17 protein-coding genes are annotated in these 23,516 nt (G+C 75.8%); 7 read left to right on the top strand and 10 right to left on the bottom strand.

Going from position 1 to position 23,516, the window contains the following annotated elements:
• Positions 1-96: 96 nt before the first annotated feature.
• Positions 97-1,761, bottom strand: a complete 1,665-nt coding sequence (locus ACIQPQ_RS28410) for an alkaline phosphatase D family protein (protein WP_401309094.1) — start codon at positions 1,759-1,761, stop codon at positions 97-99.
• Between the two features lie 279 nt (positions 1,762-2,040).
• Between ACIQPQ_RS28410 and ACIQPQ_RS28405 the strand changes: the two genes are divergently transcribed.
• On the top strand, positions 2,041-2,430 hold the full coding sequence (locus ACIQPQ_RS28405; protein ID WP_401309318.1) for an ATP-binding protein: 390 nt from the start codon (positions 2,041-2,043) through the stop codon (positions 2,428-2,430).
• Between the two features lie 30 nt (positions 2,431-2,460).
• Here the strand turns inward: ACIQPQ_RS28405 and ACIQPQ_RS28400 are convergent, their stop codons facing one another.
• The 3 genes from ACIQPQ_RS28400 to ACIQPQ_RS28390 are packed head-to-tail and all read right to left on the bottom strand — an operon-like array spanning position 2,461 to position 5,812.
• Positions 2,461-2,868, bottom strand: a complete 408-nt coding sequence (locus tag ACIQPQ_RS28400; RefSeq protein WP_401309092.1) for an STAS domain-containing protein — start codon at positions 2,866-2,868, stop codon at positions 2,461-2,463.
• Positions 2,865-3,968, bottom strand: coding sequence for a B12-binding domain-containing protein (locus ACIQPQ_RS28395; protein ID WP_401309089.1), 1,104 nt, complete (start codon positions 3,966-3,968; stop codon positions 2,865-2,867). The genes ACIQPQ_RS28400 and ACIQPQ_RS28395 overlap by 4 nt, the downstream gene beginning before the upstream one ends.
• Complete coding sequence (locus ACIQPQ_RS28390) at positions 3,965-5,812, bottom strand: SpoIIE family protein phosphatase (protein ID WP_401309086.1); 1,848 nt, start codon at positions 5,810-5,812, stop codon at positions 3,965-3,967. The genes ACIQPQ_RS28395 and ACIQPQ_RS28390 overlap by 4 nt, the downstream gene beginning before the upstream one ends.
• Positions 5,813-6,137: 325 nt before the next feature.
• Between ACIQPQ_RS28390 and ACIQPQ_RS28385 the strand changes: the two genes are divergently transcribed.
• Together ACIQPQ_RS28385 and ACIQPQ_RS28380 are read left to right on the top strand one after the other, a co-directional pair.
• Positions 6,138-10,373: a SpoIIE family protein phosphatase gene (locus ACIQPQ_RS28385; RefSeq protein WP_401309083.1), complete on the top strand. Its 4,236-nt coding sequence runs from the start codon at positions 6,138-6,140 to the stop codon at positions 10,371-10,373.
• A complete protein-coding gene (locus ACIQPQ_RS28380; RefSeq protein WP_383779122.1) occupies positions 10,370-10,663 on the top strand; it encodes an STAS domain-containing protein in 294 nt (97 codons plus the stop codon). The genes ACIQPQ_RS28385 and ACIQPQ_RS28380 overlap by 4 nt, the downstream gene beginning before the upstream one ends.
• Here ACIQPQ_RS28380 and ACIQPQ_RS28375 read toward each other — a convergent pair.
• The 4 genes from ACIQPQ_RS28375 to ACIQPQ_RS28360 all read right to left on the bottom strand — a co-directional run bounded on the left by ACIQPQ_RS28375 (position 10,635) and on the right by ACIQPQ_RS28360 (position 14,173).
• Positions 10,635-11,939: an SGNH/GDSL hydrolase family protein gene (locus ACIQPQ_RS28375; protein WP_401309080.1), complete on the bottom strand. Its 1,305-nt coding sequence runs from the start codon at positions 11,937-11,939 to the stop codon at positions 10,635-10,637. The two genes, ACIQPQ_RS28380 and ACIQPQ_RS28375, sit on opposite strands and share 29 nt — an antisense overlap.
• A gap of 135 nt (positions 11,940-12,074) precedes the next feature.
• Positions 12,075-12,488: an STAS domain-containing protein gene (locus ACIQPQ_RS28370; protein ID WP_401309077.1), complete on the bottom strand. Its 414-nt coding sequence runs from the start codon at positions 12,486-12,488 to the stop codon at positions 12,075-12,077.
• Positions 12,489-12,758: 270 nt separating this feature from the next.
• The gene (locus tag ACIQPQ_RS28365; protein ID WP_401309074.1) at positions 12,759-13,520 is read right to left on the bottom strand and encodes a hypothetical protein; all 762 of its coding nucleotides are present in this window, start codon (positions 13,518-13,520) and stop codon (positions 12,759-12,761) included.
• 83 nt (positions 13,521-13,603) lie between these two features.
• A complete protein-coding gene (locus ACIQPQ_RS28360; RefSeq protein WP_401309072.1) occupies positions 13,604-14,173 on the bottom strand; it encodes a hypothetical protein in 570 nt (189 codons plus the stop codon).
• Positions 14,174-14,789: 616 nt separating this feature from the next.
• Between ACIQPQ_RS28360 and ACIQPQ_RS28355 the strand changes: the two genes are divergently transcribed.
• The 3 genes from ACIQPQ_RS28355 (at position 14,790) to ACIQPQ_RS28345 (ending at position 20,788) form a co-directional block, all read left to right on the top strand.
• A complete protein-coding gene (locus ACIQPQ_RS28355; protein WP_401309070.1) occupies positions 14,790-15,989 on the top strand; it encodes a cysteine desulfurase-like protein in 1,200 nt (399 codons plus the stop codon).
• Between the two features lie 245 nt (positions 15,990-16,234).
• Positions 16,235-18,487 (top strand): RICIN domain-containing protein, encoded by a 2,253-nt coding sequence (locus tag ACIQPQ_RS28350; RefSeq protein WP_401309067.1) that lies wholly within the window; start codon positions 16,235-16,237, stop codon positions 18,485-18,487.
• A 180-nt stretch (positions 18,488-18,667) separates the two neighbouring features.
• Positions 18,668-20,788, top strand: coding sequence for a SpoIIE family protein phosphatase (locus tag ACIQPQ_RS28345; RefSeq protein ID WP_401309065.1), 2,121 nt, complete (start codon positions 18,668-18,670; stop codon positions 20,786-20,788).
• 40 nt (positions 20,789-20,828) lie between these two features.
• On the opposite strand, the gene ACIQPQ_RS28340 is transcribed toward ACIQPQ_RS28345, so the two are convergent.
• Both ACIQPQ_RS28340 and ACIQPQ_RS28335 read right to left on the bottom strand, forming a co-directional pair.
• Complete coding sequence (locus tag ACIQPQ_RS28340) at positions 20,829-21,062, bottom strand: hypothetical protein (protein ID WP_401309062.1); 234 nt, start codon at positions 21,060-21,062, stop codon at positions 20,829-20,831.
• Positions 21,063-21,186: 124 nt separating this feature from the next.
• Positions 21,187-22,044, bottom strand: coding sequence for a DMT family transporter (locus ACIQPQ_RS28335; RefSeq protein WP_401309060.1), 858 nt, complete (start codon positions 22,042-22,044; stop codon positions 21,187-21,189).
• A 223-nt stretch (positions 22,045-22,267) separates the two neighbouring features.
• Between ACIQPQ_RS28335 and ACIQPQ_RS28330 the strand changes: the two genes are divergently transcribed.
• Positions 22,268-23,431, top strand: a complete 1,164-nt coding sequence (locus tag ACIQPQ_RS28330; RefSeq protein WP_401309058.1) for a PP2C family protein-serine/threonine phosphatase — start codon at positions 22,268-22,270, stop codon at positions 23,429-23,431.
• Positions 23,432-23,516: the final 85 nt, after the last annotated feature.

The following is a 23,516-nucleotide window of genomic DNA, read 5'->3' as shown; positions in this document are numbered from 1 at the left end:
ATGCCGGACGGCGGGGTCTTTCGCGCTCCGGGGGACGGCGGGACCGCCAAGTGCAGTACACCGGCCCCCGTGCGCCGGCTCCCGCGTGGCGGGGGGTCAGGCGCGGGTGAGGCCCGGGGTGCCCGCCTCGACGGTGAAGGAGGCGGCCGTGGTGAGCGGGGCGCCGGGGGTGGTGACGGCGGCGACGGTCTGGAAGTCGGCGCGCGCGCTGTCGCGGCCGAGGGCGACCCGCAGATAGCCGCGGCGGCCGTCGTAGTGCTTGAGGTGGGGGTTGGCCCGCAGGAGGGTGTCGCGGTTCGCGGGCCGTTCGGCGCCGTCCCGGCCGCTGCTGACGGAGGTGCAGGTGAGTTCGGTGCCGACGGTGCGCGAGCGCGGGTCGTCGAAGTCGTCCTTGATGTCGAAGGCGTACGCCACGTGCACGTCGCCGGTGAGAACCATCCAGTTCTCGATCCCGGCCGCGCGGGCCCCGGCGACGACGCGGTCGCGGGAGGCGCGGTAGCCGTCCCAGGCGTCCATGGACACGTTGGGCTCGGCGCCGAGGTCGAACCGGCGCTGGGAGAAGCAGACCTGCTGGGGCGTCACGTTCCACACGGCGTCCGAGGCGCGCCAGCCGTCGATCAGCCAGCGCTCCTGCTCGGCCCCGGTGAGGGTGCGCGCCGGGTCCTCCACCTCGGGGCCGACGGGGTGCGGGCGGTCGCCGTAGGCCTGGTCGGAGCGGTACTGGCGGGTGTCGAGGACGTCGAACTGGGCGAGGGTGCCCCAGCGCAGGCGGCGGTAGAGCCGCATGGCGGAGCCGCGGGGCAGCTGGGTGGCGCGCAGCGGCTGGTTCTCCCAGTACGCGCGGTAGGCGGCGGCGCGCCGGGCGAGGAACGCCTCGGGCGGGCCGCCGTGCTCGTCGACGGCCCCGGCGTAGTTGTTGTCGGTCTCGTGGTCGTCCCAGGTGACGACGAAGGGGTGCGCGGCGTGCGCGGCGCTCAGGTCGGGGTCGCTCTTGTAGAGGGCGTAGCGCATCCGGTAGTCGGCGAGGGTGACGGTCTCCCGGTTGAGGACGTCGGGCAGGCGGGTGCCGGTGAGGCGGCGTTCGCCCCCGGCCGGGTCCACGGCGTGCTCGTAGAGGTAGTCCCCGAGGTGCAGGACGAGGTCGACGTCGTCCTGGGCGAGGTGGCGGTAGGCCGTGTAGTAGCCGTCCTGGTAGGCCTGGCAGGAGACCGCCGCGACCCGCAGCGCCGCGACGGGCGTGCCGGGCGCGGGCGCCGTGCGGGTGCGGCCGGCCGGGCTGATCCAGGGGCCGGTGCGGAACCGGTAGTGGTAGGGCGTGCCGGGGAGCAGGCCGCGTACGTCGATGTGGACGCTGTGGCCGTACTCGGGCTGGGCGAGGACGGAGCCGCGCTGGACGACGACCGCGAAGTACTCGTCGAGGGCGAGTTCCCACTGCACGGCGACGCGCCGGGCGCCGAGTCCGCCGTCCGGGGCGAAGGGCTCCGGGGCGAGGCGGGTCCACAGCACGACCGAGTCGGGCAGCGGGTCGCCGGAGGCCACGCCCAGGGTGAAGGGGTCGCCGGCAACGCGGGCCGGGTCGAGTTCGGGGGCGGCCACGGCGCCGCGGGCCGGGGTGTTGACGGTGAAGGCGAGCGTCCCGGCCGCCGCGGCGGCGGTGAGGAACCCGCGGCGGCCCAGTACCCGGGCGGCGGACCGCAGTGCGGTGTCCTGCGCGGCGAGGGGGTGGTCGTCCGCGGGGCTGGTGGGGCACGCTCGCGCCATCTGACGTCCTCTCATACGGCCATACGTTCGTACGGGCGGTCCGCGGTACGGCGGGACCGGCCAGGGCCCGACGGCCGCCGGGTGGTGGGGGCGGTCGTACGGCGGGACGGCCGGACCGGGCCGCCGAGCAGGCAGCCAATCAGACAAATCACCCGATGCGGTCGGGGCGTGCCGTGGGTGTCACACGGGCGGCGTCACCGCGCCCGCCGGGGGTACCCGTCAGGTCGACGGCTTCGAGGCCAGGGAGGGATCACGGTGAAGGGTTCAGCGATGCGGGCCATGGGGTGGGCGCGCACCCTGCCGTTGACGAGCACGGTGAAGGAGGGCCGGGACTGGGCCCGGCGGCATCTGGAGACGCTCGGCTGGACCGACACCGCGCCGGAGACGGTGGACGACGTGCTGCTGACGGTGTCGGAGCTGGTCACCAACGCCCACCGGCACGCGCACAGCACCGCCTCGTTGGTGCTGACCTGGGACAGCGACTGTCTGCACATCGCGGTGCACGACTCCTCGGCGGAGCTGCCGGCGCCCCGTCCGGCGAGCCCGGACCGGCTGGGCGGCCGGGGGATGATGCTGGTCGACGCGCTCGCCGACAGCTGGGAGACCCGGCCCTGTCCGCACGGCAAGACGGTGACCGCCTGCTTCCGTCCCCCGGCCGGCACGCCCTGACGGATCTGACGGACGCCGACCCGGCGGGGCTCAGTTGGCGGGGGCGCTGCCCGACTCGTCGGCGTGCTCGCCGGGGCGGGACGGGGCGGCGTTGCGGTCCTCGGTGAGGTAGGCGGCGGTGCCGGTGACCTCCAGCATGCGGGCCAGGCACACGGGCCGGTTGTCGAGGTGCAGGGTGACCCCGGCCGCGAAGGTGCGGCGGCGCAGCATGAGCAGCATCGACAGGCCCAGTGAGTCGATGACGTCGAGCGCGGCGCAGTCCAGGTGGAGGTTCCGCAGCGTCCCTCCGTGCTCCCGCGCGTGCGCGTCCAGCGTGCTGGTGAGCACGGCCAGGAAGGTGTCACCGGTGTCGAAGTCGAGTTCGCCGGTGACGGCCACCGTGAGGGCGCCGGTGCTGACGGCGCTGGTGGTGAGGTGGAAGGAGGGGTGCAGGGTCATGCGGACGTTCCTGGGCCGGGGGCGGGGGCGGGTACGGGGGTCGGGGGTGACTGGTCGAGGGTGGCGATGGCCTCCCTCAGGATGCGGTGGGCGCGGGGGAAGTCGTGGAGGTGCCCGCCGAGCAGGGTGAGGCCGAGGCGGAGGGAGGCCGGGGGCACGCCGCGGGAGGCGAGGATGTGCGCGGTCCAGGCGGTGAAGTCGTGGAAGAGCCCGGGGTCGTCGACGTAGAGCGCGGTGGCGAGGAAGTCGACGATGTGGACGATGTCCTCGGCGGTGCGGTCGAGTTGGGCGGGGGTGTAGGAGCGGGCGGGCGGGTGGCGCTCGCAGAGTTCGTGCAGGACCCGGCGGACCAGGGTGGGGCGGCCGCGGGTGATGAGCGTGTACTCCTGGTCGGCGAGGTGGGGCAGGTCGTCGACCTGGTGGCGGGGGGTGGAGCCGGCCCGCAGGTGAATGCCCTTCTCCAGCAGGACGGCGGCCTCGCGGGCGTCGGCGGCCCAGGCGTCGGCGTGCAGCGCGCGGGCGTGACGGCCGTCGGGGCCGAAGGCGGCGCCGCCGACGAGGACGCTCACCCCGATCGACTGGCAGGCCGTCAGCGCGGCGTGCGCGGTGGGCAGGTGGGTGGGGATCGACGCCGACAGCAGGACCGCCTCGGGAGCGGTGGCGTGCAGGTGCGCGACGAGGCGGGCGGTGGGGACCTGGGCGCCGAGGAAGTCGACGCGCCAGCCGCGGGTGGCGAGGAGTTCGGCGACGAGACGGGCGGGCAGGGCGTGCCACTCGTTGTCGACGCAGGCGACCGTGACGCGGCGGGCGGTGTCCTCGGGCGGCGGGACGCGGGCGGCGAGGGCGGAGACGACCCGGTCGTTGACGGCGGTGGCGACGTGCTCGTCGGCGACGGTGATGCGGTCGGCGGCCCACTCGGTGCCGAGGCGGCCCTGCACGGCGGCGACGACGTCCAGCAGAAGGGACTCGATCGACCAGCCGTCGACCGCCGCCCGGGTGACGAGGTCGACGGCGGCCGTCTCGTCGCCGTCGACGGCGGCCGTCCAGAGCCGGTCGCACAGCTCGGCGAGTTCGCGGTCCGCCGGTGGTGCTGCGGTCACGCGCGGTCCCCTTCCCGGTCGGCGCGTTCCCGGTGGGCGGGTTCCTGGTGGGCGGGTTCCTGGTGGGCGGGTTCCTGGTCGGGCCGGTCCCCGTCGGCGCGTTCCCGGTCCGTGCGTTCCCGGTCGGCCGGACCGCCCTGCCGGGGCACCGGGGCGGTGGCGGTGGGCGGGACGGCGGCCGGGGCGGGGGTGTGGTCGTCGACCAGGTGAAGGGTGCCGCGGCTGCTCGTCGGGTTGGTGATGGCGAGGGTGGCGATGTCGTCGTGGCGGGCACCGGCCAGCCAGTTCGCGGCGAGCATCTGGACGCGTTCGACGACGGCCTCGGCGGGCATCCGGGCGCACTCGCCGAGCATGTGCCGCAGCCGGGGTTCGCCGTACAGCTGGTCGCCGAGGGGGCCGCCGCGGGCCTCGGTGATGCCGTCGGTGTAGAGCAGGCAGGTCTCCCCCGGCGCGAGGACGACCCGGGCGGTGCGGGCCGTGACCTGGGGCATGGCGCCGATCAGCTGGCCGCCGGTGTCGGCCTCCTCGACCTGGCCGTCGCGGCGGACGATCAGCGGCGGCATGTGTCCGGCGCTGGTGATCCGCAGGTGGACCTGCCCGGCGCGGCGGCGGGCGGAGACCAGGACGAGGGTGGCGAAGCGGGTGTGGTGGGAGGTGAGCAGGGCGTCGTTGAGGAGGGTGAGGACCTGCTGGTGGTCGCCCGCGAGGGGCAGCAGCGCCTGGAGGACGCTGCGGATCTTGCCGGTGAGGACGGCGGCCTCCAGGCCCTTGCCCGCGACGTCGCCGAGGACGACGAGGGACTCCTGGGAGGGGTCGGCGCCGGGGTGCACGTCGTAGAAGTCACCGCCGACGCGCTCGTGGTCGCCCGCCGCGCGGTAGCGGCCCGCGTAGCCGACGCCGTGGACGTTGCGCAGGGACGGCGGCAGCAGTTCCTGCATCAGGACGGCGGTGATGGAGGTCTGTTCGGCGTAGAGGCGGGCGGCGGAGAGCGCGGCGCCCGCGCGGGCGGCGAACAGCCGGGCGAAGAGCTCCTCGCCCTCGGTGAAGGCCCGGTGGCTGCTGGAGCGCAGCAGGATCAGGGCGCCCGCGGGGACGCCGTGGCCGGGCAGCGAGGTGATGATCACCGAGCCGATGGGGCCGGTGAACCCGGGCGGGATCGCCCAGTCCGGGATGTCGTCCGGGCTGATCCAGCGCGCGGGGACCGGCGGGAAGCCCTGGAGGGCCTCGGCGAGACCGGGCACGTCGGCGGGGTCGATGAGGGCGGTCGCCTGGGTGACCGGGCCGCCGTTCTGGGCGTAGGTCATCGGGTAGCGGCGTCCCTGGGCGGGGGCGACGATGACTGCGGCGTCCCCGATGTGCTCGGCGGCCATCCGGGCGGTCACCTCCATGCAGCGCTCGACGTTCAGGGACGACAGCAGCGCGCCGGAGATGTCGGCGAGCACGGCGGCGCGCTGCCGCTGGCTGTGCAGGGCCTGCTCGGTGAGGCGCAGGTCGGTGTCCTCGACCAGCCACCACACGATGTCGCCCTCGTCCCCGGCGCCGGAGGTGGGGTGGGCCTCGAAGGTGCGGTCGGCGATGGCGCCGGACGCGGGCCGCGCGGCCCGCGGGTCGGCGCCGTCGCGGCTGAGGCGGCGGTGGGCGTCGACGAGCCAGCCGGGGGCGGTCCGGTCGAGCCGTTCGCCGTCGGCGGCGGTGGGGAGCAGGACGCGCGCGGCGTCGTTGATGTCGACGACTCCGCCACCGCGGTCCACGACGAGGACCGGGTAGGGAGCACTACTCCAGGCGGCGCGGACGCTGTCGGCACCGTCGCGGGGTCGGGCCGGGGGGCCGGGCAAAAAAGTCACAGGCGGGGGGACGCACGGCGCGCACCCCACCCCCTTTCCTGATGGACGTCTGTGGGGGGAATCCGCACAGCTGCTGCGGGGCGAAACAGTTGACCTTTGACAACCGTCTCGCACTTGCCCCGCTCACCGCAAGCACGTACCGCCCCGGTCGGCCGCACCGTTCTTCCGGGGTCCTCCGTTGGCGGGTACCCGGTTCGGACAGCGGTAGCGGTCCCCGAACGGGCGTGCGAGCGAAATCCGTCGGCGTCCGGGATGCCCGCCTGTACGGAAAAGCGGGCAGCAGGAGAGGGTACCGAGCAGAGCATCCGGAGAAGCGAGGGACACCATGGCGCCGTCCGAGGACGCCCAGCCCCCCGAGGCCGACCGCGCCCCCGGGGAGGGCGGGCGCCGGTCCGTGCCGCCGGGGCCGTCCCCGCTGCTGGCCAGCGGGGACGAGGTCGGCGGCGACCTGGCGCGGGTGGACTGGCGGGCCACCCCGCTGGGGCCGCCCGAGGAGTGGCCGCAGAGCCTGCGCACGGCGGTCGGCATCCTGCTGTCGTCCCGGTTCGCCATGTGGATGGCGTGGGGGCCGGAGCTGACGTTCTTCTGCAACGCCGCCTACCGCCGCGACACCCTCGGCCGGAAGTACCCGTGGGCGCTGGGCCGCCCCGCGCGGGAGGTGTGGGCGGAGGTCTGGCACGACGTCGAGGACCGGATCGCGTCGGTGCTGACCACCGGCCGGGCCACCTGGGACGAGGCGCTGCCGCTGTTCCTGGAACGCTCCGGCTACCCCGAGGAGACCTACCACACGTTCTCCTACAGCCCGCTGCGCGACGACGCCGGAGCGGTGGTCGGGATGCTGTGCGTGGTCAGCGAGGAGACGGAACGGGTCGTCGGCGGGCGCCGGATGACGACGCTGCGCGACCTGGGCTCCGGCTCGGGCGGGGTGCGCACCGAGCGGGAGGTGCTGGACGGCGTCGGGGCGCACCTCGGCCGCAACCCGTACGACCTGCCGTTCACCCTCACCTACCTCTACGACGGCGACGGAACCGCCCGGCTCGCGGGCGCCACCGGTCTCCCCGCGGGGCACCCCGCCGCGCCCGCCGTCCTCCCGGCGGCGCCGTCCGCCTCGGGGCCCCCGCGCCTGCCGTGGCCGCCCGGGGCGGCCGAGGGGGACGGCACGGACGGCGGGGAGCCGGTCCTGGTCGCCCTCGACGGACCCACGTTCGCCGCGCTGCCCCGCGGCGAGCGGTCCGCGCCGCCCACCCGGGCGCTGGTGGTGCCGCTGGTGCCGCGCGGCGGGGCCCCGTACGGCTTCCTGGTGGCGGGGCTGAACCCGCACCGGCCGCCCGACGAGAGCTACCGGGGCTTCGTCGCCCTGGTCGCCGGGCATCTCGCGTCCGGTCTCGCGGGGGCCCGCAGTCACGCGGCGCAGGAGCGGCGGACCGCGGAACTGACCGAACTGGACCGCGCGAAGACGGCGTTCTTCTCCAACGTGAGCCACGAGCTGCGCACCCCGCTGGCGCTGATCATGGGGCCGGTGGAGGAGCTGCGGGCCGGTCCGGCGGGCGCGGACCCGGTCGCCCGCGAGGAACTGGACGTCATCCACCGCAACGCGCTGCGCCTCGGCAAGCTGGTCAACTCGCTGCTGGACTTCGCCCGGATCGAGGCCGGGCGGACGCGGGCCCGGTTCGAGCCGGTCGATCTGAGCGCGGTCACCGCCGAACTCGCCGGGGTGTTCCGGTCCGCGGTCGAGCGCGCCGGGCTGACGCTGGAGGTCGACTGCCCGCCCCTGGACGAGCCGGTGCACGTCGACCGGGGCATGTGGGAGAAGGTCGTCCTCAACCTGCTCAGCAACGCGCTGAAGTTCACCTTCGAGGGCACGATCCGGCTCACGGTGCGCGCCGGGGAGGCGCACGCCGTCGTCACGGTGGAGGACACCGGGGTCGGGGTGCCCGCCGCGGAGATGCCCCGGCTGTTCGAGCGGTTCCACCGCATCGAGAACACCCGCTCCCGCTCCCACGAGGGCAGCGGCATCGGCCTGGCCCTGGTGAAGGAACTGGTCCTGCTGCACGGCGGGACCATCGACGCCGCGAGCGAGGAGGACGCGGGCACCCGGTTCACCGTCCGGCTGCCCCGGGGCACCGGACACCTGCCCGCCGACGCGCGGGTCACGGACGCGGCCCCCGCCGAGGTCGCGGACGGCACGGCGCCGTACGTCCAGGAGGCGCTGCGCTGGCTGCCCGGACCGGGCGCGGCCACCGCTCCCGCGCCGGAGGCAGCGGCCCGCCCGCACGAGGCCGCGCCGGGGTCGGCGGTCCGGGTGCTGGTCGCCGACGACAACGCGGACCTGCGCGAGTACCTGACCCGCATCCTGCGGGGCGCCGGGTACGCGGTGGACGCGGTCGCCGACGGGCGGGCCGCCCTCGGCTCGGCGCGGACCCGCGCGCCCGACCTGGTGGTGAGCGACGTGATGATGCCGCACCTGGACGGGCTGTCGCTGGTGGCGGCGTTGCGGGCCGATCCGCGCACCGCGTCCGTGCCGGTCCTGCTGCTGTCCGCGCGGGCGGGCGAGGAGGCGTCCGTCGAGGGGCTGCGGGCGGGCGCCGACGACTATCTCGTGAAGCCGTTCGCGTCGGCCGAACTGCTGGCGCGGGTCCGGGCCAACGTGGAGCTGGCCCGGCTGCGCACCCACCACGTCCGCTGGCGCGACGCGCTGATCGACTCCCTCCAGGAGGCGTTCTTCGTGTGCGCCGAGGACGGCTCGGTCATCGAGACCAACGCGGCGTTCGCCGACATCCTGGGCTACGGCGCCGATGGCCTGCCCTATCCGCCCCGCCACCCGTGGTGGCCGGACGCGGCGGCCGACCCCGAAGCGCACCGGCGCGCCGCCGACGTCTTCGAGGGCCTCACCCGCCGGGGCCGGGGCCGCCACACCGTGCCCGTGGACCACCGCGACGGACACCGCGTGTGGATCAGCGTCGCCTTCAACCAGGTGCGCGATCCCGAGACGGGCCGTCGGGTCGCCGTGGGCACCTTCCGGGACGTCACCGCCGAGCACCACGCGGCCCGCCGGGAGGCGGCGCTCGCGGCGCTCGGCGTGGTCCTGTCGGAGGCGGCGGACTCCGCCGACGCGCTCACCGGGGCGCTCGACGAACTCCGGGGGCTGTGGTCGGCGCGGCGGGTGCTGGCGGTGCTCTTCGAGGACCGCGCCGAGCCGGCCGTGACCGCGACGGGCTCCCCGCCCGCCTGGGCGCAGCTGAGCGGTGCCGAGCGGGAGGCCCTCGCCGACCTGCGCGACCGGCCGCCGCTCACCCCGGTCTCCGGGCCGACGGCGATGGACGTCGTGCTGGAGCATCCGCGCGGGTCGCTGGTGGTGCGCGTGGAGCGGGACCACGAGCGCCGGTTCACCGCCGAGGACCACCTGCTGCTGTCGCTGCTCGCCGGGCGGCTCGCCCAGGGCCTGGTGCGGGCGCACCAGATCGACCGGCAGCGCGAGACGGCGGTGGCGCTCCAGCGGGCGATCCTGGGCCCGGCGCACCTGCCGGACGGCTTCGCGGTGCGCTACGAACCGGCGGCCCGGCCGCTGGAGGTGGGCGGCGACTGGTACGACACGGTGCCGCTGGCCGACGGGCGGATCGGGATCGTGGTCGGCGACTGCGTCGGGCACGGGCTGGAGGCGGCCAGCGTCATGGGCCAGCTGCGCAGCGCCTGCCGGGCCCTGCTGCTGCAGAACGGCAGCCCCGCGCAGACCCTGACGGCGCTGGACCATTTCGCGGCGGGCGTGCCGGGTGCCCTGTGCACCACCGTCTTCTGCGGGGTGCTGGACCCGGCGACGGGCCGGATGACGTACTCCAGCGCCGGGCATCCGCCCGGCATCGTCGCCCCGCCGCCCGACGCGCAGGACCGCACCGTCCTGCTGGAGGGGGGCCGGTCGCTGCCGCTGGCGGTCCGGCCGGGGCGGCCGCGCCCCGAGGCTTCGTACGTGCTGCCCGGACGCTCCACGCTGCTGCTGTTCACCGACGGCCTCGTGGAGCGGCGCCGCCAGCCGCTGGACGTCAGCATCCGGCAGGCGGAGGAGGCGCTGCGCGAGGGCCGCACGGTGCCCGTGACGCAGCTCGCCGAGCACCTGATGCGCCGCCTGGCCCCGGGGACGGGCTACGAGGACGACGTGGCGCTGCTGCTGTACCGTCACCCGGCGCCGCTGGAGATCTCCTTCCCCGCCGAGTCGTCCCAGCTGGCGCCGGTCCGCAGGGCGCTGCGCGGCTGGCTGGAGCGGTGCGACCTGTCCACCCGTGACCTTCAGGACATGCTGATCGGGGCCGGTGAGGCCTGTGCCAACGCGATCGAGCACGGGCACCGGGACGCGCCCGGCGGGACGGTCCGGCTGCGCGCCGACTCCTCGTTCGACGAACTGCGCCTGAGCGTCGCCGACAGCGGCAGCTGGCGGGCGCCACGGGCCGAACCGCACGCCCTGCGCGGGCGCGGATTGCTGCTGATGCGTTCGCTGATGCGGGACGTCACCGTCACGGCCGACGCGACCGGAACGACCGTCGAGATGACCAAGAGGATCACACCATGACCACGGAACTCACCGTCACCACCGGCCCCGCCCCCGGCGGCGGCACCCTGCTCGCCGTCGCGGGTGAGATCGACATGAGCAACAGCGGCGCCTTCGCGGCGGCGCTCGACGCCCCCGCCGGACGGCTGGTGGTGGACCTGACCGCGGTGGAGTACCTGGACAGCGCGGGGCTGAGCGTGCTGTTCGCCCGCGCCGAGCGGGTGGCCCTGGTCGCGGGGCCGCTGCTGCGGCCCGTGCTGACCGTGTCCGGGCTGGCCTCCCTCACCACGGTGCGCTGGGTGGGCGACTGAGCGGCGGTCGGCGCCCGGCGTCGTCCGGCGGGCCCCCGGCGCACTCCAGGGCGGTGAGGTCGACGGCGTCGGCGAGGGCCCGCATGCCGTCGTCGTCGGGGTGCAGGTGGTCGCCGCCGTCGAGGAACGGCGACAGCCGCTCGGGGTCGTGGGGGCTGCGGAGCACGCGGTCGGCGTCGGTGACGGCGTCGAACACGCCGCCCTCGCGGACGACGGCGTTGACCTCCTGCCGGACCGCCTCGGCGGCGCGGTCCCACTCCGGCCACCCCTTGAACGGCGCGACGGTGGCGCCGACGACGCACACCCCGGCCGCGTGGGCGCGGGCGACGACCGCCCGGTAGCCCGCGAGCAGGGCGTCGGCGGTGGCGCCCGGTGCGGCCTTGAGGTCGTTGACCCCCTCGACGAGGAGGACGGTGCGGACGCCGGGGAGGGACAGCGCGTCGCGGTCCAGCCGGTGCAGGGCGCTCGGTGCGGAGCCGTCGGTGAGGACGCGGTTGCCGGAGATCCCCTCGTTGGCGACGCCCTCGACGGTGGTCGCGGAGGAGGCGCGCAGCCGCGCGGCGAGCCGGTCGGGCCAGCGCCGGTTGCGGTCGGCGGTGGACGCGTGGCCGTCGGTGATCGAGTCGCCGAGGGTCACGACAGCGCCGGTCGGGGCGGGGGCGCGCACGGTCACGGCGTCCAGGTAGGACCAGGAGCGGACCGTGGTGGGCCAGTGGGCGGCGCTCTCCTCGGCGGTGCGGTCGCCGTCGGTGACGTACGAGGTCTGGAGGGCCGTGCCGTGGCCGGTGACCGGGCCCGCGGCGTCGGGGCTGTGCAGGCTGACGGCCAGGTCGCGTCCGCCGGGGACGCGGCCGGGCAGCGGATCGCTGAATACGGTGGCCCCGGCGGGCAGTGTCACCGTGCCCGCCCCGCCGAAGGTGACACGCCGGTTGCTGCCGGGCACCAGTGCGGCACCTTCGGCGCGGATTCCGGCCCTCACGCTGTCGAAGGTGACCGGCCGGTCGCCCTCGGCGTTGGTGAGGCGGACCCGCAGGTCCGTGCCGCCCACGCTGACGCGCACCACGAGCCGGTATGCCCGTCCGGCGACGCCCTCCCCCAGCCGCTCGGCGCCCGCCGCCCACGTGACGACGTCGTGCGGGGCGCCCCGGCGGCCGGGCCGCGGGTCGCCGTCCGGCCGGGGCGCGTCGGCCGCGGGGGCGGCGGGGGCGGCCGACACGGAGGCGACGGCGAGGGCCACGGCGACGAGGGCGTTCCTGAGGGGGCGGCGGGTCGTCATCGGCGCCCTCCCTCCGGGGTGCCGGACCGGCCCGGCGCACGGCGGCCCCTTCATGATGACCGCCGGACGGCGCACGGTCGCGCCGAACGGGTGACGGGGCCGGGGCGGTGCGGGGAGGGCGGGGTGGGGCGGGCGCTAGCCGGCCTCGGCCTCCGTGTCGGCGGTGCCCGGGAGGGCGTGGAGGCGGGCGCCGGGGGTGTCCGCGCGGGCGGCGCGGTGGGCCATGACGCGGGCCTCGGTGACGGAGTCCGTGACCGACAGGACCGTGTCCAGGCCGAGCATGACGAGCCTGGCCTGCACGTGTTCGTCCGGGGTGGCGAGGATCAGGGTGCCGCCGGTGGCCTCCAGCCGCCGCCAGAAGCCGAGGATGACGGTGATGCCGCTGGAGTCCAGGCACTCCACCGACGAGGCGTCCAGGATCAGGACCCGGCAGTCGTCGGTGAGCAGCGCCTCCCCCGCGCTGCGGATGGCGGGGCCGGTGTGGAAGTCGACGTCCACCGGGAGGGAGGCGGTGACGACGCCCCCGTTTCGCTCGACGAGTTCCAGCACGTTCTCATCCCCTTTTCGCCCTGCCCGTAGCGGCCGCCGTGCCCCTTCCGAGGGGGGAGGCGGGCGACGGCACACCTCAAGACTGCCATCTCCGCAGCGCGCGGGGGGGCGGGTACGCCCGTGACCGCGCGGCCTCTTCCTGGCGTCTGCTCGCAAACCGCGACTTCATGGCCCCTTCCGGGAGACCGGGCGGCTCGGGAGCGCCGGGACGGGAGGCGGCCGGTCGCGCGGACGGGGAGGGACGGGGGGACGGCCGCGGCCAGGGGCGCGTCAGGTCGCGGCCGTGTAAAGGTCGTACAGCGGCTGGGCCGTGTCGGTGCCGGAGTGGCCGAAGGGGGCGTCGAAGCTCCAGACCAGGAACAGCAGGAAGACGACGAGGGCGCTGAAGGCGGTGGCGAGCATGAGTTCGCGGACCGAGCGGCGGATCTGGAGGGCGTAGAGCAGTCCGAGGGTGACGGCGCCGCCCGCGATCAGGCCGAACCAGACGACGCCGGGCAGGGTGGTGCCCGCGCTGTCCAGGCGCTGGTGGCGGGCGTCGTCGGCGGCGGCGACCTGGTCGAGGAGGGGCTGGTAGGCCTGGGCCTGGAGTTCGTCGGCGGGCGTGCGGTGGGCGAGGTCGGTGCGGATGCGCTTCAGCAGCTCGGCGCCGGTGGCGTCGGGCTCCTCGCCGTTCTTCATGGCCGTCCACTCGGTGGTGACCGCGTGCCGGGCGTACTCCGCGATGTGTCCCTGGACCTGGGTGCGGAAGGCGGCCGGGTACACGTCGAGGCGCTGGTCGATCTCGTAGAGCGCCTGGGCCTCCCGCTGGACGGTGTCCTCGGCGGCGCCGCGCGCCTCCCAGACCCCGGCGATCGCGAGACCGAGGACGATGGCGTAGACGACGCCCACCATCATCACCATGTACTCCAGCACGTCCGGGGTCTGCGAGGTGTCCTCGTCGGCGGCGACGCGGCGGTGCCGCATCACGGTCGCGACGACGACGAAGGCGCAGACGAGGGTGGCGGCCAGGGTGTAGATCAGCCATTCCGGCACGGCGGGACTCCAAGAGACGAAAAGGGAAGCGAGGGGAAGCGGGGGAAGAGCGAGAGGAGCAGGAAGGTGGGGGCGGGGTGGCGTCAGCCGCGTCTGCGGCGGCGGCCTCCGGGGCGCAGTGCGGCGGCGGCCAGGACGGCCGGGGTGGTGATGACGACGGTGGTCGTCATGGTGGACATGCCGGTGGGGAGCGGGCGGCTCGGGCCACCCGTGTAGTGGGAGCGCGGCACCCACCGGAAGGCGGCGGGCACCGGGACCGCGGCGGCGGCCCGCAGGCGCGCGGGTCGCGCGGAGGGCGCCGCGGCGGCAGGCGGGGCGGGCGTCACGGCCGGGCGGGCCGGGGGCGTACGGGGGGTCGGCGCCGCCGCGGCGGGCGACGGCGTGGGGTCCGGCGGAGGTGGCTGCGCGGCCCGCTCCCGCCGGGGCGGCTCGGCGGGCGCGGGACGCGCGGACGGCGCGCGGGGCCCGGAGGCGGTGGGCGGTGGGCAGGGCGCGGGGTCCTCCACGGGCGGCGCGTCGGGCGCGCAGACGACGAGGCGCGCGGCGGCGAGGTCCGCGCCCGCGGCGACGCCCGCGCACACGTCGGCGTGGCCCGGGAGCGGCCACAGTGCGGCGGCGGCTCCCAGGCCGACCGAGATCCAGCCGGTCCCCAACTGGGGCTCCTCTCCTCGCGCGGGCGAGCGGAACGAGCGCCCGGCGGGGGCGCGCTGACCTGAGGGATGTACGGGTGACGTACGGAGGTGTACGGGCGGCGTACGGGGTGTACGGGTCACGTACGGGGCGTGCGAGGGCCGGTCGGGATGGGCCGGTCTCGTACGGGGTGCCGGTCCGTGCCCCCGGGGCGGCGGGCGGGGTCCGGCGCCGGGAGAACGATCACGGTGGGCGGGCGGTCACGGAAGTCACCCGTGCGCGCCACGGACCAGGTCACGCGAGCGAACGAAGGCCCCCTCGCCGGGGGCCGGACACGGGGACGGGGCGGTGCCGACCTCCCCAGGCGCACCGCCCCGCTTCACATCACCCACCCTCCGGGTGCCCCCGCTCTCCTTCCGCACACCTGCCGGTTCCCGAAGCGCCCCCTGCGAGGCAGACCCGCCCCCGCGGCACCGGGCCGCACCTCGCCCCGCCCGCCCGGATCTGCCGGGGCCACCGCCGCCCGCCCCGCGCGTACCGTCCGCCGGAACCAGCCGTGACCGGCGGCGCCCCGGCTGGGATCATGCTCGTGTCCCCGGTACGGCGGGCCCACGCGCCCCTTCCCCCGCAGGAGTTCGCATGAGTCTCGATGTCGGCGCGATCCGCGCCCAGGTCCCGGCGCTGTCGTCCGGTGAGGCCCGCTTCGACGCGCCGGGCGGCACCCAGACGCCCCGGCCGGTGATCGACGCCGTCGCCGAGGTGCTTGCCCGGCCGCTCGCCAACCGGGGGCGGCTCACGGAGGGCGAGCGCAACGCGGACGCGATCGTGGCGGCGGCCCGGGGGGCGATGGGCGACCTGCTGGGCACCGCGCCGGGGACGGTCGTCTTCGGCCGCAGCGCGACCCAGCTGACGTACGACCTGGCGCGCACCCTGGCCCGGGCGTGGGGGCCGGGCGACGAGGTGGTCGTCAGCCGGCTGGACCACGACGCCAACATCCGGCCGTGGGTGCAGGCGGCGGGGGCGGTGGGGGCGACGGTGCGGTGGGCGGACTTCGACCCGGCGACCGGCGAGTTGCCGCCGGAGCGGATCGGGGAGCTGCTGTCGGGCCGGACGCGGCTGGTCGCGCTGACGGCGGCCTCCAACCTGATCGGCACCCGCCCCGACGTGCCCGCCGTCGGCGAACTGGCGCACCGGGCGGGCGCGTTGCTGCACGTGGACGCGGTGCACCACACCGCGCACTCCTCGGTGGACCTGGCCGCGCTGGGCGCCGACACGCTGGTCTGCTCGCCGTACAAGTTCCTCGGCCCGCACCTGGGGGTGCTCACCGGCCGGGCGGAGCTGCTGGAGTCGCTGCGTCCCGACAAGCTGCTGCCGTCGGCGGACACGGTGCCGGAGCGGTTCGAGCTGGGCACGCTGCCGTACGAGCTGCTGGCCGGGGTGACGGCGGCGGTGGACTTCCTCGCCGGGTTCGCGCCGGAGGGCGAGGGCGGGCGGCGGGCCCGGCTGCGGTCGGCGTTCGCGCTGGTCGAGCGGCACGAGCGGGTGCTGCGGGAGCGGCTGGAGAGTGCTCTCGCCGGGACGCCCGGCGTGACGGTGCACTCGCGGGCCGCGCGGCGCACGCCGACGCTGCTGTTCACGGTGGCGGACCGGAGCCCGGTCGAGGTGTCGGAGCGGCTCGCGGAGCACGGGGTGGCCGCGCCCGCCGGATCGTTCTACGCGCTGGAGGCGTCCCGGCACCTCGGGCTCGGGGACGCGGGCGGGGTGCGGCTCGGGGTGGCGCCGTACACGTCGTTCGAGGACGTGGACCGGCTGACGGAGGCGTTGGCGGCGCTGAAGTAGAGCGGCGGCGCGCCGGAGCGGAACGGCGGCGGGCCGGAGGGAACCGGCGGCGGGGGGGCGGGCGAGGTCAGCCCCCGCGCCGCCCCCCTGTCAGCCCCGCGGAGCCCCCGACTCCCTTAACTCACCTCTTACTTCACCCCTTGACGGAAGTGGTCCATACCTTTAGGTTCCCGATCAGCCCGCCGAACTCCGTGCACTGACATGCACAGGACGATGCGTTCCCCCACTCCCGCACAGGAGGCTCCGTGCACGTCTTCTCCCGCGCCCATCGACCGCCCCGAGGCGGCTCCCCGCGGCCCTGGGCCGCGGCCCTCTCGGTCGGAGCGGCGACCGTCTCGCTGCTGGGCGCCGCCCCCGCCCCGCAGGCTCCGGCCGCCCCGGCGGCCCAGGCCGGGCGGGCCGCGCAGGCCGCCGCCGCGCTGCCCACCGGATGGGCCACCGTGGTCAACGCGGGCAGCGGCAAGTGCCTGGACGCGCGGGCCGCCGGGACCGCCAACGGCACCGCGGTCCAGCAGTACGCGTGCAACAGCTCCACCGCCCAGCAGTGGAGCCTCACGGCCACCTCGGGCGGCTATGTGCGGATCAACAACCGCAACGACGCCAACCAGACGGTGGACGTGTCGAACGTGTCCACCGCCGACAACGCCGCCGTGCACCTGTGGGCGTACGGCGGCGGCGCCAACCAGCAGTGGCTGCCCGTGGACGAGGGCGGCGGCGCCTACCACTTCGTCAACCGCAACAGCGGCAAGTGCCTGGACGTGCCGAGCGCCTCGACGGCGGACAGCGTCCAGCTCGTGCAGTACACCTGCAACGGCAGCGCCGCCCAACGCTTCCAGGTGGCCCCCGTGACCTCCGCGCCCGGTGACGTCGACCTCGGCCCGAACGTGGTCGTCTTCGACCCGTCGATGCCCTCCTCGACCATCCAGTCCCGGCTGAACCAGATCTTCCAGCAGCAGGAGACCAACCAGTTCGGCTCGCAGCGCTACGCGGTGCTGTTCAAGCCGGGCACCTACAGCAACGACGTCAACGTCGGCTTCTACACCCAGGTCCTCGGGCTCGGCCTCTCCCCCGACGCCGTGACGATCAACGGCGCCGTGCACGCCGAGGCCGACTGGTTCCAGGGCAACGCCACCCAGAACTTCTGGCGCGGCGCCGAGAACCTCTCCGTCACCCCGGCCGGGGGCACCGACCGCTGGGCTGTCTCCCAGGCCGCCTCCTACCGCCGGATGCACCTGCGCGGCAACCTCGCCCTCGACGACAACGGCTGGTCCAGCGGCGGCTACCTCGCCGACACCAAGGTCGACGGGCAGGTCCGCTCGGGCAGCCAGCAGCAGTGGCTGACCCGCAACTCCCAGCTCGGCAGCTGGACCGGCTCCAACTGGAACATGGTCTTCGTCGGCAGCCAGGGCGTCCCGAACACCAGTTTCCCGAACCCGCCGTACACCACGGTCGCGCAGAGCCCCGTGGTCCGCGAGAAGCCGTTCCTGTACGTCGACGGGGCGGGCGCCTACCGGGTGTTCGTGCCGTCGGTGCGGACCAACTCGGTCGCGACCACCTGGGCGGGCGGGAACCCGGCGGGCACCTCGCTGGGCATCGACACCTTCTTCGTCGTCCGGCAGGGCACCACCGCCGCGCAGATCAACGCCGCCCTCGCCGAGGGCAAGAACCTGCTGGTCACGCCCGGCGTCCACCACATCAACCAGACCCTGCGCGTCACCCGGCCCGACACGGTCGTCCTGGGCCTCGGCCTCGCCACGTTCGTCCCGGACAACGGGGTGACCGCGATGACCGTCGCCGACGTCGACGGCGTGAAGGTCGCCGGAATCCTGTTCGACGCGGGCACCACCAACTCGCCGACCCTCATGGAGGTCGGCCCGGCCGGTTCCTCCGCCTCGCACGCCGCCAACCCGACCTCCCTGCACGACGTGTACTTCCGCGTCGGCGGCGCGGCCGTCGGCAAGGCCACCACGAGCCTCGTCGTCAACAGCGACCACGTCATCGGCGACCACATGTGGATCTGGCGCGCCGACCACGGCAGCGGCGTCGGCTGGAACACCAACACCGGCGACACCGGACTGATCGTCAACGGCGACGACGTGACGATGTACGGCCTCTTCGTCGAGCACTACCAGAAGCACCAGACCGTCTGGAACGGCAACGGCGGCCGGACGTACTTCTACCAGAACGAGATGCCCTACGACCCGCCCAACCAGGCCGCCTGGATGAACGGCTCCACCCAGGGCTACGCCGCGTACAAGGTCGCGAACTCCGTGACCAGCCACCAGGTGTACGGGTTCGGCAGCTACTGCTACTTCAACGTCAACCCGTCCGTCACCGCCGAGCACGCCATCGAGGCCCCGAACAACGCCGGGGTCCGCTTCCAGAGCATGGTGACGGTCTCACTGGGCGGCACCGGCACCATCCGGCACGTCATCAACGACCGCGGCGGCCCGTCCAACTCGGCCACCAACGTCGCCAACCTGGTCAGCTACCCCTGAGCGGACCCCGCTGATCCGGCGCGCCCCGCCGGCACCGACCTGTACGACGGCCCCGGGAGCCTCCCCCCTGGGCCGTCGTACGGCTTTCCGGCCGCGTGACCGGGGAGCGCACGGGAGGTGCCGAGGCGCCCCTACCGGCGTAGCGTCCTAGGGAGCGGCAGGTGAGGCGGGAGGTGCCTCGTGACCGATCCGGGTGGTCCGGCCTCCGACGCGGACGGCCTGGACGCGGCGTTCGCCGAGACGGTGCGCCGCAGCGGCGCGTCCGTCGGCGCCCTCTACCTGCTCTCCCCGGACGAGCGGGTGCTCCGCCTCGACGTGCTGAGCGGGGCGTCCGCCGCGCTGGCGGCGCCCTGGGCGCGGGTGCCGATGGGCGCCCCGGCGCCGGTGGCCGACGCCGTCCGCGAGGAGCGCACCGTCTGGGTCGGCAGCCAGGAGGACATGGCCCGCGTCTATCCGCGGACCGCGGCGGCGCTGCCGTATCCGCTGGCGCTGGTCGCGGCGCCCGTCACGGGGGTGCGGCGCTGGGGGGTGCTGCTGCTGATGTGGCCCGCGACGCGACCGGCCCGGATGAGCGCGCGGGAGCGCGGCGGCATCGAGGCGGGCTGCCGGCGGCTGGCCCGGCTGATCGAGGAGGGCGGCGGGCTGCGCGGGCGCTGCGCCCGCGACCGGCCGCCGCGGGCGCTGCCGCCGGAGGCCACGGACGGGGCGACCGGCCCGGTGGCGGCCGCGGCGGACTTCGCGGAGCGGCTGCCGGGCGGCAGTTGCGCGCTGGACCTGGAGGGCCGGTTCACCTACGTCAGCTCCGGCGCGTGCGCGCTGCTGGGGCGCGGCGCCGGTCAGCTGCTGGGCACCCTGCCGTGGCAGTCGCTGCCCTGGCTCGACGACCCCTCGGTGGAGGACCACTACCGGGCGGCGGTGATCAGCCGGGCGGCGGCCTCGTTCACGGCGCGCCGCCCGCCCGACCGCTGGCTGGACTTCGACCTGTACCCGGACGCCAGCGGCATCAGCGTCCGCGTCACGCCGAGCGGGACCCGGCCGCCCTTCGCCGTCACCACGCGGGCCCCGGCGGGCGGCGCCTACGGTCCCGCGCGGGCCGGACGGCTCTACCAGCTCACCCATCTCGCCGCCGCGCTCGGCGAGGTGGTGGGCGTGCGGGACGTGATCGACCTGGTCGCGGACCAGATCATGCCCGCCTTCGGGGCCGACGGGCTCGTGCTGTCCGCCGTGGAGGCGGGGCGGCTGCGGATCACCGGGTCGCGCGGCTACCCGCGCGAGACCGTCGACCGGCTCGACGGGCTGCCGGTGGACACCCGGCTGACCCCGGCGGGCCGCACGCTGGAGAGCGGCACCCCGTCGTTCTTCGCGAGCCCGGACGAGATGCGGGAGCTGTACCCGAAGGCCGCGCCCATCAGCGGAAAGCAGGCCTGGGCCTTCCTGCCGCTGACGGTCTCCGGCCGCAAGGTGGGCGTCTGCGTCCTGTCCTACGACCGCCCGCACGAGTTCTCCGCCGAGGACCGCGCCGTCCTCACCTCGCTCGCCGGGCTCGTCGCGCAGGCCCTGGACCGCGCCCGCCTCTACGACATGAAGCACGACCTCGCGCACGGCCTCCAGCAGGCGCTGATGCCGCGCACCCTGCCGGACGTGGCCGGGCTGCGGGTGGCGTCCCGCTACCTCCCGGCGAACCGGGGCATGGACATCGGCGGGGACTTCTACGACGTGATCCGGCTCGGCGACGGGACGGCGGCGGCCGTCATCGGCGACGTCCAGGGCCACAACGTGGCCGCCGCCGCGCTGATGGGCCAGGTCCGTACGGGCGTCCACGCGCACGCCAAGCTCGGCACCCCGCCGGACCGGGTCCTGTCCGGCACCAACCGGCTCCTCACCGACCTCGAACCGGACCTGTTCACGAGTTGCCTGTACGCCCACCTCGACTTCGACCGGATGCGGGTGTCGCTGGCCAGCGCGGGCCATCCGCCGCCCCTGCTGCGGCTGCCCGGCCGCCCGACCGCCCCGCTCGACGTGCAACCGGGCCCGCTGCTGGGCATCGACCCGGACGCCGAGTTCCCGGTGACGGAGATCCCGCTGTCGCCGGGAATGACCCTCGCGTTCTACACGGACGGGCTGGTGGAGGCTCCGGGGACCGACATCGACGAGGCGATCGGGCGGCTCGCCGCCGATCTCGGCCCCGGCGACGGCCGGGACCCGGACGCGCTCATCGACATCCTGCTGGCGGCGTCGGGGCGGGGCGGGCAGCGCACCGACGACGTGGCGATCCTCCTGCTGCACCGCCCGCCGGAGTGACCGGGGCGCGGCGCCCGTGCCGGGCGGGACGGGGAGGCGTTCAGAACAGCGGTTCCTGTCCGGGGGCGGCGGGGCCGCGCCGTCGCCGGGGCGGGGCGGGCGGGCGTGCGGCGGGCGGGGGTGCCGTGTCGCCGAACAGGGCGGCCGTGCCGCACGCGTCGGGCTCGGCCGGTACGGGCGCGGGCCCGGTGCGCACGTCGAGGCGCAGCGGCTCGTCCCGGTCGAAGTCCCCCGGAGTCATCGCCGTCCACGCCCTGCCCGGCTGCTCGCTCACCCGCCGCTCCCCTCACCGGCCCCGGCGGCCGGTACGTCACCCGTACACATCTACCGCCCCGACGGGGCGGGTAGTCGTCCGGGGGCCCTTTCCGGATCTTCGTACGCCTGTCCCGCGCGGGTGGTCAGTGGACGACGTCGCCCAGGGCGGGCACCACCCGGGTGAGCCGCAGGACGCCCCAGAGCAGGACCAGCACCCCGGCCGCCTCGGGGACCAGCCACCAGCCGGTGCGGATGTGCTCGTCGAAGAGGGTGACGCCGATGAGGAGGCTCACGGTGGCGTCACCGACGGTGAGGGCGGGCTGGGAGGCGACCAGCGGGCCCGCCTGGAGGGCGTTCTCCAGCAGCAGGAGGGCGCAGACACCGGTCACGGCGAAGCCGTACGTCTGCCAGGTGGTGAGGAAGGCGGGCAGGCCGTCGTCGGCGAGGCGGCCGGTGGCGGACTTCATGAGGGCGGCGGTGAGGGCGTTGCCGACGGCGGCGGCGGCGCCGAGCGCGGCGGCCCGGAAGAGCGGGGATCGGCCGGGGCGGGCCAGGAGGACGGCCGCCGCCATGGTCCCCAGGCACAGCAGGAGCACGGGGGTCCAGCGGGTCATGGGGGCCTGCTGGTGGACGCCGGAGGGCGCGGTGGCGAGGAGGACCAGCGCCAGTCCGGCGAGGATCGCGCCGACCGCCCACCAGGCCTGCGCGGAGAGCGGCCGGTGCATCAGGGGCACGGCGATGAGCAGCGCGAACGGCAGTTCCAGGATGAACAGGGGCTGGACCAGGGCGAGCGGCCCGTTGATCAGGGCGAGGGCCTGGAAGACGGCGGCGCCCACCACTCCGGCGATGCCGATCGTCCAGGCGGGCCGTCGCACGAGGGCGCGCAGCAGGCCGAGGCCGCCGCCGTGCGGGACGGTGGAGGCGGCCTTGCGCTGGAAGGCCGTGCCCACGGCGTTGCTGGCGGCGCCGAGGACGGCGAAGAGGACGGCGAGCACGGTCATCCCCTCACCTTGCCGTGGCCGGGCGCCGCGCGCGGCCGGGGGACCGCCGGGCGGGACGGCCGGGGGTCCGTCCGGCGGCCACGGTCGGCGGTCCGGGCGGCGGAGGCGGATATTGAGAGGGAGGGCGTTGCGGCGCGGGGCGTCGCGAGGTCCTGCGGAGTCGGCCGGTCCCCCGGGATCGGCGGGGTGCCGCGGAGGCGACGTCTAGGGAGCGGGAGAGCCGGTGCGTACGTCGAGTGAGCTGGGCGAGGCGTCCGCGGCGGGGGCGGAGGAGCGCGGGGCGCCGCCGCTGAGCTGGGCGGTCCTGCTGTTCTGGCTGGTCCTGTTCACGCTGGTGCTGGCGGGGATCGGGCTCTACCTGGGCCGCGAGACCCGCCTCGCGCCGTTCCTGGTGGTGCTGCCCGCGCTGGTCGCGGGGCGCGGGAGCGTGCGGCAGACGGCGGTGGCCTCCGTCTGGGTGACGGTCACGATCGTCGGGGCGCTGTTCGACGCGGCGGAGGACACCGTCGCGGCGGGCGTGGCGACCGTCGTGTTCGCGGTCGTCATCAACGGGCTGAGCGTGGTGCGGGCGGCCCAGCGGGTGCGCAGCGAGAGCGAGATCGCCCGCCTGAGGTCGGCGGCGGCGGCCCTTCAGCGGCAGTTGCTGCGGCCGTTCCCGCTGATGACGGACGAGCTGATCGTGCACGGCCTCTACCAGCCGGTGGAGGAGGACAGCCGGGTCGGGGGCGATGTGTACGAGGTGGTGGAGTCGCCGTACGGCAGCCGGGTCTTCATCGCCGACGTGCAGGGCAAGGGGCTGCCCGCGATCAGTGCGGCGTTCGCGGTGCTGAGCGCGTTCCGGGAGGCGGCGGTGGCGGAGCCGACGCTGACGGCGGTGGTGGACGCGCTGGAGGAGGCGGTGCTGCGGCACAACTCCTTCGCCGCGCAGGCCGGGGAGAGCGAGCGGTTCGTGACGGCGCTGGTGCTGGGCGTCGGCGCCGAGGAGGAGGTCCAGGCGATCAACTGCGGTCATGTCGCGCCGCTGATCCTGCACGGCGACAAGGCCGCCCCGGTGCCGCTGGGCGAGCCGTACGTGCCGCTCGGCCTGGACGGGCTCTCCCCCGGCCCGCGCACCGTCGAGTGGTTCGCCTTCCCGCAGGGCAGCACCCTGCTGCTGTGCACCGACGGCGTCACCGAGGCCCGCGATCCCTCCGGCGCGTTCTACCCGCTGGCCGAGCGCACCGCGTCCTGGGCCGACGTCCGCGCGGCGGACATGCCGACGGCTCTCTACCGCGACCTGCGCCGGTACACGGCCGGGTCACCGGGCGACGACACGGCCCTGATGGTGCTCCGGCGACGGCCCGTCCCGGAACCGGGCGGGGGTACGGGGGCGGTGGGGGCGGGCTGAGGCGCGGCGCGCCTGCGGGCGGCGCCTTGGGGGACGGCGCATCTGGGGTGGGCGGCGGCGTGGGCGGCGCCAGCGCGCGGTGGCC

Origin of the sequence: Streptomyces sp. NPDC091281 (genome assembly GCF_044757425.1) — a bacterium.
Taxonomy (GTDB): domain Bacteria; phylum Actinomycetota; class Actinomycetes; order Streptomycetales; family Streptomycetaceae; genus Streptomyces.
The sequence above is the reverse complement of the archived record's forward strand: the minus strand, read 5'-3'. Positions and strand labels throughout refer to the sequence as shown.